Origin of the sequence: Geobacillus genomosp. 3 (assembly GCF_000445995.2) — a bacterium.
GTDB lineage: Bacteria > Bacillota > Bacilli > Bacillales > Anoxybacillaceae > Geobacillus.
The window spans coordinates 2,326,893-2,339,422 of record NC_022080.4 but is presented as its reverse complement, the minus strand read 5'-3'; the positions used below and the strand labels follow the sequence as shown (position 1 = coordinate 2,339,422).

The window sequence follows — 12,530 nt, the reverse complement described above, 5'->3', positions numbered from 1 at the left end:
ATTGGCCAAAACGCTGGTTTCCATTGTGAAACCGGCGTTTTTTTACATAAAAAAGGGGAGGGAAAATATAGTATAAAAGGGAGGGGGAAGAAACGAAAGGGGGAGCGTGATGATTGTCCATGTCGTCCAACGCGGGGAAGCGCTTTGGCAGCTGGCCCGCCGCTACGGCGTCCCACTTGAGCGGATCGTCGCCGCCAATGAACTAAGCGACCCGAACCGGCTTGTCAGCGGGCAGGCTGTTGTCATCCCGGTGCCATATCGCTATCATATCGTTCGTACAGGGGAAACGTTATGGCAGATCGCCAGGGCGTATGGAGTAACGGTCGAAGCGATCGTGCAGGCGAACCGGATCGCCAATCCGGCGCTCATTTATTCGGGCACGGCATTGTTGATTCCGGCCCGCGTCCATACGGTGCGCACGGGGGAAACGCTAGGGCAAATCGCCGCTGCTTACGGGGTGAGCGTCCAGCAAATCATTGAATTCAATCCGATCACCGATCCGAATATAATCGTTCCCGGACAGCGGCTTGTCATTCCGCCGGCTAAGCCGCTCATTGAAACGAATGCGTTTACGATTGATCCTGGGGAAGAAGGGGCAGAACAAGTGCGTGAAGTCGGCCGTCATTTGACGTATGCCGCGCCATTCGCCTACACGATTCGCGCCGATGGCGGGCTCAATCCACCAAATGACACTGCTATTATGCAAGCGGCTTACGCTGCGCGCATCGTACCGATGATGACGATCACGAACTTTACGTATCAGGACCCGGGCTCGCGGCTGGCGCAGACGATTTTAGGAGACACCGCGCTGCAAACGCGGCTGCTTGACAATATCATTCAAGTGATGCGCGCGAAAGGATATCGGGCGTTGAATGTCGATTTTGAAAATGTGTATCCATCCGACCGCGAACGGTATAATATGTTTTTGCAGCGGGCGGCGAACCGGCTTCACGCTGAGGGATATATGTTATCGACGTCACTGGCGCCTAAAATAAGTGCAGAACAAAAAGGGCTGCTGTACGAGGCGCATGACTATCCCGCCCATGGACGCATCGCCGATTTCGTTATTCTAATGACGTATGAGTGGGGCTATCGGTTCGGACCACCGCAAGCCATTTCGCCAGTAAACCAAATTCGGCGCGTGCTCGATTATGCGGTGACGGCCATTCCGCGGAGGAAAATCATGATGGGATTCCAAATTTACGCCCGCGACTGGTTGCTGCCGCACGTGCAAGGGCAAGAGGCGGAAACGTTCAGCCCGAAAGAGGCGCTCGAACGCGCCATTCGCTACGGGGTGCCCATTCAGTACGATATGGAGGCGGCTTCCCCGTTTTATCGCTACACGGATGAGCGAGGGCGCCAGCATGAAGTATGGTTTGAAGATGCCCGCAGCGCGTTAGCGAAATTCCAATTGGTGAAAGAATACGGATTGCGCGGGATCAGCTACTGGGTGCTCGGGTATCCGTATCCGGAAAACTGGGTGTTGTTGGAAGACAACTTCCGCGTCCGTAAGCGCGGGTAAGCTGAGCAGTTAGAGCGTATGCGCCGGTTAATGGGCATGCGCTTTTCCTTTGCGCTTTGAAATTCGAGCCGCTTTTTCCGTTGGGAGATTTCGATGGCATGTTGGCTGATTTTGTCGCTTACATATTTCCTTTGTGTTTTGACGTTCGAACTGCTTTTTTAACGGATAACATTCGGTGTCATATTGGCTAACTTTGTCGTTTACGTATTTTTGGACGAATCGAAGCACGAGTATAAGTGGGGGCGGTACGGTGTCGGCAAATACGTGTACCGTGATGAGGAGGAGCGGGAGCTGGAGGAAACGATACGCTCGTACATTGCCCACTTTTTCCCGGCGGCCGAGGTGCAGTATTTTACGTAATGACCCTTTTATGATATAATAGAAATGATTGCTATTTTTGTCTGCCAAAAGGGCCGACACACATCGGAATGACAGTATAGGCCGGGGGGATTTGCTGGCGGCAGGCAAACGTTGCAGGAGGGGACAAACGTTGCCGACACCGAGCATGGAAGATTACATTGAGCAAATTTACATTTTGATCGAAGAAAAAGGCTACGCCCGCGTCTCCGATATCGCGGAAGCGTTGTCCGTTCACCCTTCTTCGGTGACGAAAATGGTGCAAAAGCTCGATAAAGATGAATATTTAGTGTACGAGAAATACCGCGGTCTTGTGTTGACGCCGAAAGGAAGAAAAATCGGTCAGCGGCTTGTGTACCGTCATGAGCTGCTTGAACAGTTTCTTCGCTTAATCGGTGTCAATGAAGAAAACATTTATCGTGACGTTGAAGGAATTGAACATCATTTGAGCTGGAACGCCATCGACCGGATCGGCGACTTGGTCCAATATTTTCAGGAGGACGGCCGCCGCCTGGAGGCGTTGCGCGATGTCCAAAAACGCAATGAACAAGGGGAGTAAGCGACTGCTTGCTCTTTTTTTGTTTTTCGCGAAAATGCCCGCGCTTTGTGGAGCCATTTTCATGCCGGGTGGAGGGCAAAACGTTGCCCATGGAACTTTTCCGTACTAAACGCCTTTTCTTTCTCTTACATATGTATAAACGGCGAGAAAGGAGAGGCAACGGTGGACATTGACATCGTCTTTTCCGGTGGCGGAGTGAAAGGGTTTGCGTTGCTTGGAGCATACGAAGCCATTGAGGAAAAAGGGCTGCGCTGGAAGCGGCTCGCCGGAACGAGTGCGGGGGCGCTGCTCGCTGCGCTGTTGGCGGCTGGATACAGCGCCCGCGAGATGACGCGGTTGCTCGAGGAGCTCGAGATGGAGCGATTTTTGGATGAGCGGGCGTCGTGGATTCCGTTTCCTGTTTGGAAATGGGTGCGTCTTTATTGGCACCTCGGCGTTTACAAAGGAAAGGTGTTTGAACAGTGGATTGAATCGGCACTCGCCGCTCGCGGGGTGCGGACGTTTCGGGACATACCACCCGGGAGTTTGTATATCGTTGCTTCCGATGTGACGAACGGGCGCATCGTGGTGCTGCCGGACGACTTGCGCACCTACGGACTCGACCCTGACTCATTTTCGGTCGCCAAGGCGGTGCGGATGAGCACGAGCATCCCATACTTTTTCGAGCCGGTTCGCCTCCGCGGGCGGGGCGGCATCTCTCTCATCGTTGACGGCGGAGTGCTCAGCAACTTTCCCCTTTTTCTCTTTGATGAAGAAAAGGAAGCGAAAAAACGGCCGGTACTCGGCGTCCAACTGAGCGCAAAGCCGGGCGAGCAACCGAAACGGCGCATTTCCAACGCGCTTGATTTGTATGAAGCGTTGTTCGCAACGATGAAAGAGGCGCATGACGCCCGCTATATTTCGCGTCGCCATGAAAAAAATATCATCTTTTTGCCGGTGGAAAATGTCCTTTCGACCGACTTTTCCATCGACCCGGAAGCGCGCCGGCACTTGATTGAGTATGGACGTGAGCGGGCGCGGCAGTTTTTGCGGCAATGGGCATACTAGACGGCCGCTTTGAGGAACAGGTGAATAATGGCGCGTGGGGAATGCCGCCTTCCTGTCACGGATGGCGAAGGCAAACAAAAAAAGAATCAAGCTAAAACGAAGCCCGATTCTTTTTTTTGCTTTTTTTCCCATCGATTACAGTTAAATGCGGAGTTGCTGTTCGCTTTTTCAGCGGCCGTTTCAGTTTCGCCGGCTTTGGCTGTTTGCGCCCGGAACGGGGATGGAGCTTTTTCGACTGCCGCACCGCTTTTAAATATGACAACCGCTCTTTATTGGTGCGGCGTTGGTACACGAAACGGTAAAACAGATAAATCGCGGCTGCAAACAGCGCGACAAACAACAGCTGGCGAAACAGCACCGTCGGATGGGCAAAAAGGGTATAGACAATGCCCAGCGTTCCAAGCAAGATTATAAGCCCGACGAGCGGGTGAATGGCCCTGCGCCGCAATGAATCCACCCCCTTTAATCAATTACTGCACGACTTTTTTCGCTTCGGCTTCCGCTTCCAAGCGGAGAAGGCGCTGAAACGAGGCGATGGCCACTTCCACTTGTTCATTGTCCGGTTCTTTTGTCGTCAGCCGCTGAAGCCATAGCCCGGGGTAGCCGAGCCAGCGCAGCAGTGGAACATCCCTCAATTTATTTGTAAACTGCAATACTTCAAACGAAACGCCAAGCACGACCGGAATTAAAGCGAGCCGGTTCACGATCCGCAGCCAAAGCGGATCGGTCGGCACGAACAAATAAAGGAATAAGCCGACGACGACGGTAAATAAAATAAAGCTGCTGCCGCACCGGTAGTGGAGACGCGAGGCGCGCTGGACGTGCTCGACAGTGAGCGGCCAGCCCGCTTCATAGGCGTTGATCACTTTATGTTCCGCCCCGTGGTATTGGAAAACGCGCTTCACAAGCGGCGTTAACGAAATAAAGTAAATATAGCCAAGCAACAGGGTGAGCTTGAAAACCCCTTCAAGCAAAATCTGCCCCGTCTTTCCCGGGACGAGCGGCTTGAAGGAAGCGGCGAGCAGCGCCGGAACGAGTGTAAAAATCGTTTTGGCGAACAAAAACGACAGCACACCGATGGCTGCGGCGCCGAGAATGAGCGTCAGTTTGGAGCTGCTTTCCTCACCCGCCTGCTCTTCTCCTGGGGTCACCTCATACCGTTCGCTTGCAAACTGCAAATGTTTGGCCCCGTTCGCGCTCGCTTCGATCATGGCGATGACGCCGCGGACAAACGGAATTTTCTTAAAGGCGGCCAGCGTCGGATTGGCATGGCGCGGCAAGGAAAAGTATTCAATCGTTCCATCATTGCGGCGAACAGCGGTGACAGAGTGTGTTTTGCCGGCAAACATGACTCCTTCGACGACCGCCTGGCCGCCGTATAACGGTTTATCCATTTGTTTCATCAAGCAAACACCAACCTATTTTTATGTTTATTATTTTATTCTACAAGAAACATTCGGAAACCTCTAGGTTGATGTTACTGTTATGATTTCCAAAAAATCCATTATTTACACGGGGACGATCATTTTTTCGCTTGATTCATGGAGCAAAGGGCTGTAGGTCATACTAACGGACAAGGAGGTGCAGCATGATGGCGGAACAAAAAGGAAAGCTCGAGCAGGAACAAACAGAGCGGCCCATGACGCTTCTGCAAAAAACGGTCATAATCGGGTTGGTCGGCGGGGTGTTTTGGAGCTTAATCGGCTATTTGGCCTACTTTTTCAACTTTAGCGAAATCAGTCCAAACATGATTTTGACTCCTTGGGTGGCCGGCGATTGGAAATACGGGAGGGCCGGCAACTATGCGGCCATCGCATTGATCGGTATTATTTCCATTGCGGCCGCGCTTCTTTACTATGCGTTGCTGCGGAAAATTCGCGGCATGTGGGCAGGAATTTTATACGGCGCCGCGCTCTGGGCTGTTGTCTTTTATTTGTTCAATCCGTTGTTTCCAAACGTCCGGCCGGTCGCTGATTTAGAACCGAATACCGTCATTACGACGCTTTGCTTGTACATTTTATACGGCGTGTTTGTCGGCTATTCGATTTCCTTTGAGACGCAGGAAATGAATCGGCCGTCGCCAAGCGCTGGAAAAGAGGCGGCGAAGGAAGGAAGTTGACAAGCGCTTCTTGTTCGGTCGAGATGAGCCTTGCTTCGCCAAACCAGTGTATAGCGGGAACCTTCCCTTTATGGTAAAATAAAGAAGGTTTTCGCGCGGTTCGGCATTACGGCTGATGGCAAGCGGCCGTGCCAAACCGGCGCACGGTGCCGCCTTCAGCATGATCATGGCCGAGACACTCCCACTCCATTGCCGGCTGGTGGGGAGCAGTCAAATTCACGGGAAGAGGAGAATGAGCATGGAAAAGTTGGAAAAACTTCGGACGCTTCTTGAGGAGAGGCATATTGACGGGCTTTTAGTAACCAACGGCTACAACCGCCGCTACATCACCGGATTCACCGGCACGGCCGGCGTCGCGCTTGTCAGCCGCCAAGGAGCGGTGTTTATTACGGACTTCCGCTATGTCGAGCAAGCTTCCAAACAAGTCGAAGGCTTTGAGATTGTGCAACATAGCGGGCCGATCGTCGAAGAAATTGCGAGGCAAGTAAAGCGGCTCGGCGTTGCAAAACTTGGCTTCGAGCAGGAGCATGTCACATATGCGGCATACAAAGCGTATGAGGAAGCGATCGGTGCTGAGCTTGTGCCGACGTCTTCTATGGTGGAAAAGTTGCGCTTGATTAAGTCGGAAGCAGAGATTAAGATATTAAAGGAAGCGGCGGAAATTGCCGATGCGGCATTTGCTCATATTTTGTCGTTCATTCGTCCGGGTGTCAAAGAAATGGAAGTGGCGAATGAGCTCGAGTTTTTTATGCGCAAGCAAGGAGCGTCTTCTTCTTCCTTCGATACGATCGTCGCGTCCGGCTACCGTTCGGCGCTGCCGCATGGGGTGGCGTCTGACAAAACGATTGAGCGCGGCGAGTTTGTCACGCTCGATTTCGGGGCCTACTACAAAGGGTATTGCTCCGATCTGACAAGGACGGTGGCCGTCGGCGGCATCAGCGCTGAACTGAAAACGATTTATGAAATCGTCCTTGAGGCGCAGCGGCGCGGCTTGAGTGGGCTGAAAGCGGGCATGACCGGCAAGGAGGCGGATGCGTTAACGCGCGATTACATTCGCGAACAAGGGTACGGCGATTATTTCGGACACTCGACCGGCCACGGCATTGGCCTTGAAATTCACGAAGGGCCGACGCTTTCGTTCCGCTCCGACGCGGTGCTTGAGCCGGGCATGGTTGTCACGGTTGAGCCGGGCATTTACATCCCGGGGCTCGGCGGGGTTCGCATTGAGGATGATGCAGTCATTACCGCTGATGGGAACGAAGCGCTCACTCATTCGCCGAAAGAACTGATCATTTTATAACGGATTGCGTGAGGAGGAATTTCGGTCAATGATTTCAGTCAACGATTTTCGCACAGGGCTTACCATCGAGGTCGACGGCGAGATTTGGCGCGTCCTTGAGTTTCAACACGTCAAACCAGGCAAGGGCGCGGCGTTCGTCCGTTCAAAACTGCGCAATTTGCGCACCGGCGCCATTCAAGAGCGGACGTTTCGCGCCGGCGAAAAAGTAAACCGGGCGCAAATTGATACGCGCAAAATGCAATATTTGTACGCCAACGGCGATCAGCACGTCTTTATGGATATGGAAACATACGAGCAAATCGAACTGCCGGCAAAACAAATCGAACACGAACTCAAGTTTTTGAAAGAAAACATGGAAGTGTTCATCATGATGTACCATGGGGAAACGATCGGTATCGAGCTGCCGAACACCGTTGAGCTGAAGGTCGTCGAAACCGAGCCGGGCATCAAAGGCGACACCGCTTCCGGCGGCTCGAAACCGGCCAAACTCGAAACCGGCCTTGTCGTTCAAGTGCCATTTTTCGTCAACGAAGGCGACACGCTCATCATTAATACCGCTGACGGCACGTACGTGTCACGGGCGTAAGCGGCTCGAAACAGACAGCACTGCTCCGGAATTTTCCGGGTTGGTGCTGTTTTTTTATGCGCAAATAAGATCTGGATGGCTTCGCTGCCCATCTCCGTTTTCACCGGCAAAAACTTCTTCTGAAACGGCTTGTTCCCGCATACGTTTGTACTAATCAATCCCATTTTTAATAGGAGGAACATATGAAGCATTGGCTGCGATCGATCGATCCGTCCGTCTTGGCGATGGCCGGGATGCGGATGTTGTCGGCGCTCGTTGAGCTCAGTGCGGCGCTGTTGATGCTGGCGTTTAACGACGTCAAAAAAGCGCTCGCCATTAACGCTGCACTTGCCGTCGTCGGCCCGACTGTGATGATTGTGACGATGACGATCGGGCTGCTTTCGCTGGCGGACGAGCTTTCATTTTCCCGGTTGGGGCTCGTCGCGCTCGGAGTGGCACTCATTTTGTTTGCCATCTACAAGTAAGGAATAAACGGCATATTTCACCCATACATATGAACTAGTCCACGAGAAAAGGAGGAGGGCCATGGAAGCGGTATGGGGAATTTTGCCGAAAACGATCGCTGCCGTGTTGCAGCAGTTGCCTTCCTGGGGCCGCAACATCGAGGAAATCCGCATCCGCATTTCCCGGCCGCTTGAGGTGATCGCCGACGGGAAGGCCCGCTTGTTGCCATATGAAGCGACAAAAGAGGATGGCATGTACTTGCTCAACAAATTAAGCCATTATTCGATTTATGCCGTCGAAGAAGAGCTGAAGCGCGGATTTATGACGATTGAAGGCGGGCACCGCGTCGGGCTCGCCGGCAAAGTCATTACGGAAGGGGGCAAAGTGAAAGCAATCCGCGACGTCGCCTCCTTTAACATTCGGATTGCCAAAGAGCAACTCGGCATTGCCGATCCACTGATCCCGTATGTCCACGACGGGCGTTGGCGTCATGCGATGATCATCGGTTCGCCGCAGACCGGCAAAACGACGCTGCTGCGCGACGCGGCGCGCCTTATCAGCAGCGGAACCGGGCGCATCCCGGCGCAAAAGGTGGCGATCGTTGACGAACGGTCAGAAATTGCCGGCTGCGTCAAAGGCATTCCGCAATTTTCGTTCGGCCCGCGCCTTGATGTATTAGACGCTTGTCCGAAAGCAGAAGGGATGATGATGATGATCCGCTCGATGAGCCCGGATGTCATCATCGTCGATGAAATCGGGCGTGAGGAAGATAGCGAGGCGGTGTTGGAAGCCGCGAATGCCGGCGTCTCGATATGGACGACCGTGCACGGTCGCACCATCCAAGACGTTTGGCAGCGGCCGACATTGCGCCCGGTCATGGAGCAACGGGTGTTTGAACGGTTTATTGAACTGACGAACGTTCCACACCCTGGTTCGATCCGGCGCATCGTTGACGCTAGCGGGACGGTGCTGTATGAACGGGCGGTGGCGAGCCGATGAAATGGTTGGGCGCCTTATTGATTCTCGCCGCCTCGACATGGATGGGATTCACTGCGGCCCGCACTTTGTATGAGCGTCCGCGCCAGCTTCGCCAGCTAAAAGCGGCGCTCAGGGCGCTTGAAGCGGAAGTGATGTACGGACATACGCCGCTCGCTGAAGCGTCTGCTTATATCGCCCGGCAAACGGCTGCTCCGGTGTGTGAGCTGTTTTTTCGGTTCGCCTCGGCGCTGCGCACTGAAGAGACGAGCGTGGCTGAGGCATGGGAAAAAAGCTTGCAAGCTTTATGGGGAAAAACGGCGTTGAAACAAGGGGAATTGGAAGTGATGAAACAATTTGGCGCCACGCTCGGCCAGTATGACCGGCTGACCCAGCAAAAGCAAATCGCTTTGGCGCTCGCCCATTTAGAGCGGGAGGAGGCGGAAGCGCTCGATAACCAAGCGCGCTATGCCAAAATGGCAAAAAGTTTAGGCGTGTTGGCCGGGTTGCTGCTCGTTATTTTACTCATGTAGACAGGAGGCAGGACGAATGGGCATCGATGTCGATATCATTTTAAAAATTGCCGGCGTCGGCATCGTCATCGCATTTTTGCATACGGTGCTCGACCAGATGGGAAGGAAAGAATACGCCCAGTGGGTGACGCTGCTCGGCTTTATTTACATTTTGTTTATGGTCGCCTCGATTGTGAGCGATTTGTTCCAAAAAATTAAAGACGTTTTTTTGTTCCGCGGGTAGGGGGAAGAGGCCATGGACATTTTGCAAATCGTCGGCCTCGGGTTGGTGGCGACGTTTTTTGTCGTGCTGCTGCAAGAACAAAAATCGAACCTCGCCTTTTTATTGACTGTTTTTGTCGGCTGCACGATTTTTTTGCTGCTCGTTGACCAGATTAGTGAAATTTTATTGATGCTGCGGGAAATGGCAGAAGGCGCCCACATTCAAATGGTGTACTTGGAAACGATGTTGAAAATTATCGGCATTGCTTACATCGCCGAGTTTGCCGCGCAAATTTCCAAAGACGCCGGCCAAGGGGCGATCGCCGCCAAAATTGAGCTCGGCGGCAAAATCGTCATTTTGGCGCTCGCCGTCCCGATTTTGACTGCCATCATTGAAGCGGTCATTAGCCTCATTCCGGCGGCGCGATAAGGAGGGAACGAATTGAAACGGACAGCGTTCCTCATTGCCGGGTTGCTTTTTCTCTCTTTTTGCCCGTTGGTCGTACAAGCTGCAGGCCAGGAGCCATCCGTCAGCGAACAGCTTGCTCATTTGGATGTCAGCGACATCCGCCGCTATTGGGAGACGATCGTAAACGAGTACGGCGGTTTTTTGCCGGAAAGCGAAAAAGGGCCGCTCACTGATTTTTTAAGCGGTGATAAGCAATGGTCGCCGGTCGAATGGCTGAAAGCGCTCGCCCGTTATTTATTTTATGAGCTGCAAATCAACGGCAAGCTGCTTGGGACGCTCATTTTGCTTGCTGTATTCAGCACCGTGCTGCAGTCGTTGCAAAATGCGTTCGCCCAACAGGAAGTCAGCAAAATCGCCCACGCGGTCGTCTATATGGTGTTGTTGTTGATCGCCTTAAACAGCTTCCGCCTCGCAGCCGGCTATGCACTTGAGGCGGTGCAGACGATGAGCCATTTCATCATCGCCCTCATTCCCCTTTTGCTCGCGCTGCTTGCGTCTTCCGGCGGGGTCGTATCGGCGGCGTTTTTTCACCCGATCATTTTGTTTTTAATGAACACAACCGGCACGGTCGTTGAATATGTCACATTGCCTCTTTTGTTGCTGGCAGCGCTGCTTTCCGTTGTCAGTACGCTCAGCGACCGGTATAAGGCAACGCAGCTTGCTGATTTGTTGAACAAAGTCGCCCTCGGTTTGCTTGGCATCATTTTGACGGTTTTTCTTGGCGTCATGTCAGTGCGCGGCACGACGGCAGCAGTGGCGGATGGCGTCACATTGCGGGCGGCGAAATTTGTCACCGGCAATTTCATCCCGGTCGTCGGCAAACTGTTTACCGATGCCGCCGATACAGTGGTCGCCGCTTCCATGTTGCTGAAAAACGCCGTCGGATTGGTCGGGGTTGCCGTTTTATTAATGATCGCCCTCTTTCCGGCGGTGAAAATTTTCGCCATCGTCATCATCTACAAGCTATCGGCCGCCTTATTGCAGCCGCTCGGCGGGGGTCCGGTGCTTTCCTGCCTCAATATCATCAGCAAAAGCATCGCCTATGTGTTGGCGGCGCTTTTGATCGTTTCACTCATGTTTTTCCTCAGCCTCACCGTCATGGTTATGGCTGGGAACATTACGATGATGGTCCGCTAGGGGGAACGGTATGCAGTTTGTCATTGAGTGGGTTACGAACATCATTTTGTTTTTGTTGTTTGCCATCATCATCGACTTTTTGCTGCCGTCCGGGACGATGCAAAAATATGTAAAAATGGCCATTGGACTTATGCTGCTGCTCGTGATGCTCGGGCCGGTGCTCCGGCTTGCCTCGATTGAGCCGGAACAGCTCGTCACTTTGGCGCTCGATCGTTTTTCCGACGGCCCAACCAATGACGAAGCAATAAAAAATCAAATCGAGCAGCAGAAAAAAGAAATACAAGCTTCACAACGCGCATATATTTTAGAACAAATGGCTGTCCAGATGGAAAACGACGCAAACGAGGAGTTGATGGGAAAGTATGGATTAAAGGCTGATGTCAAAATTTACGCCGATAACAAAGAAAGTTGGCGCATGCCGGAAGACATCAAGACGATTCAAGTCGTACTTTCTAAACAACAGCCTGCCGGGACGGTGGAGCCGGTCATCATCGATACGACGAAACCGCCGGTCTCGCCTGAGGGTGATGCCTCACTGGCCGAAGAGGTGCGCGCCTTTCTCGCCGGCAAATGGGAAGTCGATGAAAATAAAATTGCCGTACAATTTAGGGGGAGGGAATAGGGGGGATGCTCCAGTTTATGAAACGGCTCTTTTCTTCGCCGCCAAAAGAAGGGGACGGGGAGGGAGCCCGAAAAAAAATGCCGTTTTCCTATGTTGTCGCATTGTTGTTAGCCGGCGTTGCCCTTATGGCCGTGAGCCATTTTACAGGCAGCGGGGACGACGCCGCCAAGCCTTCCGCTAATCAGCCGGAATCCCCGTCTGAGCCGGCGTTTTTGTCAAGCAAAGAGACGAAAGAGAAAGTGATGGCCGCCTATGAGGAACGATACGAAAAAGAACTGAAAGCTGCGCTTGAGGCGATCGAGGGGGTGGATGACGTCACTGTCGTCGTCAACCTCGATTCAACGGAGCTGAAATTGTTCGAGAAAAAGCGTTCCACTCAGCAGCAAACAACGGAAGAGAGCGACAAGGAAGGCGGAAAACGGACGATTGAAAACAAGTCAACAAATGAAGAAGTGATCATTATCCGCAACGGCGAAGAAGAAACGCCGCTTGTTGTCGCCACGAAAAAGCCGGACATCCGCGGCGTGCTTGTCGTCGCGAAAGGGGCGGACAATTTGCAAATTAAAAAATGGATTGTCGAGGCCGTGACGCGCGTGTTGAACGTTCCAAGCTACCGCGTCGCTGTGTTGCCGAAAAAATGATTCGGGTAAGGGGAGGAG

At 52.9% G+C, this 12,530-nt stretch carries 16 protein-coding genes and 1 pseudogene; 15 read left to right on the top strand and 2 right to left on the bottom strand.

From position 1 onward, the window contains the following. The first annotated feature begins 109 nt into the window (after window positions 1-109). The 4 genes and pseudogenes from M493_RS11625 (at window position 110) to M493_RS11615 (ending at window position 3,485) form a co-directional block, all read left to right on the top strand. Entirely contained in the window at window positions 110-1,522 is a 1,413-nt protein-coding gene (locus M493_RS11625; protein ID WP_020960550.1) for a LysM peptidoglycan-binding domain-containing protein, read from the top strand. A 210-nt stretch (window positions 1,523-1,732) separates the two neighbouring features. After that, window positions 1,733-1,882: pseudogene (locus M493_RS18320) on the top strand (spore photoproduct lyase family protein); the annotation flags it as partial. A gap of 130 nt (window positions 1,883-2,012) precedes the next feature. Then, a complete protein-coding gene (gene mntR, locus M493_RS11620) occupies window positions 2,013-2,438 on the top strand; it encodes a transcriptional regulator MntR (protein WP_020960548.1) in 426 nt (141 codons plus the stop codon). A 162-nt stretch (window positions 2,439-2,600) separates the two neighbouring features. Next, entirely contained in the window at window positions 2,601-3,485 is an 885-nt protein-coding gene (locus tag M493_RS11615) for a patatin-like phospholipase family protein (protein ID WP_020960547.1), read from the top strand. Between the two features lie 91 nt (window positions 3,486-3,576). On the opposite strand, the gene M493_RS11610 is transcribed toward M493_RS11615, so the two are convergent. Then, window positions 3,577-3,933 (bottom strand): SA1362 family protein, encoded by a 357-nt coding sequence (locus M493_RS11610; RefSeq protein WP_020960546.1) that lies wholly within the window; start codon window positions 3,931-3,933, stop codon window positions 3,577-3,579. 22 nt (window positions 3,934-3,955) lie between these two features. Continuing rightward, window positions 3,956-4,879 (bottom strand): DUF1385 domain-containing protein, encoded by a 924-nt coding sequence (locus M493_RS11605; RefSeq protein ID WP_200865296.1) that lies wholly within the window; start codon window positions 4,877-4,879, stop codon window positions 3,956-3,958. Window positions 4,880-5,073: 194 nt separating this feature from the next. Here M493_RS11605 and M493_RS11600 point away from each other — a divergent pair, with 194 nt between their 5' ends. From M493_RS11600 to spoIIIAG, 11 genes are all read left to right on the top strand, one after another. Continuing rightward, window positions 5,074-5,604 carry a YqhR family membrane protein gene (locus M493_RS11600; RefSeq protein ID WP_020960544.1) on the top strand — a complete coding sequence of 177 codons (531 nt, stop codon included), beginning with the start codon at window positions 5,074-5,076 and terminating at the stop codon, window positions 5,602-5,604. 238 nt (window positions 5,605-5,842) lie between these two features. Next, entirely contained in the window at window positions 5,843-6,904 is a 1,062-nt protein-coding gene (locus tag M493_RS11595) for a M24 family metallopeptidase (RefSeq protein ID WP_020960543.1), read from the top strand. Window positions 6,905-6,932: 28 nt separating this feature from the next. Continuing rightward, entirely contained in the window at window positions 6,933-7,490 is a 558-nt protein-coding gene (gene efp, locus M493_RS11590; protein ID WP_020960542.1) for an elongation factor P, read from the top strand. Between the two features lie 182 nt (window positions 7,491-7,672). Further along, on the top strand, window positions 7,673-7,954 hold the full coding sequence (locus M493_RS11585; RefSeq protein ID WP_020960541.1) for a YqhV family protein: 282 nt from the start codon (window positions 7,673-7,675) through the stop codon (window positions 7,952-7,954). A 61-nt stretch (window positions 7,955-8,015) separates the two neighbouring features. Continuing rightward, window positions 8,016-8,933, top strand: a complete 918-nt coding sequence (gene spoIIIAA, locus M493_RS11580; protein ID WP_020960540.1) for a stage III sporulation protein AA — start codon at window positions 8,016-8,018, stop codon at window positions 8,931-8,933. Beyond that, window positions 8,930-9,442: a stage III sporulation protein SpoIIIAB gene (gene spoIIIAB, locus M493_RS11575; RefSeq protein WP_020960539.1), complete on the top strand. Its 513-nt coding sequence runs from the start codon at window positions 8,930-8,932 to the stop codon at window positions 9,440-9,442. The genes spoIIIAA and spoIIIAB overlap by 4 nt, the downstream gene beginning before the upstream one ends. A 16-nt stretch (window positions 9,443-9,458) precedes the next feature. After that, a complete protein-coding gene (gene spoIIIAC, locus M493_RS11570; RefSeq protein ID WP_020960538.1) occupies window positions 9,459-9,665 on the top strand; it encodes a stage III sporulation protein AC in 207 nt (68 codons plus the stop codon). A gap of 12 nt (window positions 9,666-9,677) precedes the next feature. Further along, window positions 9,678-10,073: a stage III sporulation protein AD gene (gene spoIIIAD / locus M493_RS11565; protein ID WP_020960537.1), complete on the top strand. Its 396-nt coding sequence runs from the start codon at window positions 9,678-9,680 to the stop codon at window positions 10,071-10,073. Window positions 10,074-10,085: 12 nt separating this feature from the next. Then, window positions 10,086-11,249 (top strand): stage III sporulation protein AE, encoded by a 1,164-nt coding sequence (gene spoIIIAE, locus M493_RS11560; RefSeq protein ID WP_020960536.1) that lies wholly within the window; start codon window positions 10,086-10,088, stop codon window positions 11,247-11,249. A gap of 10 nt (window positions 11,250-11,259) precedes the next feature. After that, window positions 11,260-11,871: a stage III sporulation protein AF gene (spoIIIAF, locus tag M493_RS11555; protein WP_020960535.1), complete on the top strand. Its 612-nt coding sequence runs from the start codon at window positions 11,260-11,262 to the stop codon at window positions 11,869-11,871. Window positions 11,872-11,876: 5 nt separating this feature from the next. Further along, window positions 11,877-12,512, top strand: coding sequence for a stage III sporulation protein AG (gene spoIIIAG / locus M493_RS11550; protein ID WP_020960534.1), 636 nt, complete (start codon window positions 11,877-11,879; stop codon window positions 12,510-12,512). Window positions 12,513-12,530 lie beyond the last annotated feature (18 nt).

Coding starts and splice junctions, on each gene's coding strand:
- M493_RS11585 (WP_020960541.1), top strand. CDS start 7,673: ATGAAGCATTGGCTGCGATCGATCGATCCGTCCGTCTTGGCGATGGCC.
- M493_RS11625 (WP_020960550.1), top strand. CDS start 110: ATGATTGTCCATGTCGTCCAACGCGGGGAAGCGCTTTGGCAGCTGGCC.
- spoIIIAC (WP_020960538.1), top strand. CDS start 9,459: ATGGGCATCGATGTCGATATCATTTTAAAAATTGCCGGCGTCGGCATC.
- M493_RS11605 (WP_200865296.1), bottom strand. CDS start 4,879: ATGGATAAACCGTTATACGGCGGCCAGGCGGTCGTCGAAGGAGTCATG.
- spoIIIAG (WP_020960534.1), top strand. CDS start 11,877: ATGCTCCAGTTTATGAAACGGCTCTTTTCTTCGCCGCCAAAAGAAGGG.
- spoIIIAD (WP_020960537.1), top strand. CDS start 9,678: ATGGACATTTTGCAAATCGTCGGCCTCGGGTTGGTGGCGACGTTTTTT.
- M493_RS11600 (WP_020960544.1), top strand. CDS start 5,074: ATGATGGCGGAACAAAAAGGAAAGCTCGAGCAGGAACAAACAGAGCGG.
- spoIIIAA (WP_020960540.1), top strand. CDS start 8,016: ATGGAAGCGGTATGGGGAATTTTGCCGAAAACGATCGCTGCCGTGTTG.
- spoIIIAF (WP_020960535.1), top strand. CDS start 11,260: ATGCAGTTTGTCATTGAGTGGGTTACGAACATCATTTTGTTTTTGTTG.
- efp (WP_020960542.1), top strand. CDS start 6,933: ATGATTTCAGTCAACGATTTTCGCACAGGGCTTACCATCGAGGTCGAC.
- spoIIIAB (WP_020960539.1), top strand. CDS start 8,930: ATGAAATGGTTGGGCGCCTTATTGATTCTCGCCGCCTCGACATGGATG.
- M493_RS11595 (WP_020960543.1), top strand. CDS start 5,843: ATGGAAAAGTTGGAAAAACTTCGGACGCTTCTTGAGGAGAGGCATATT.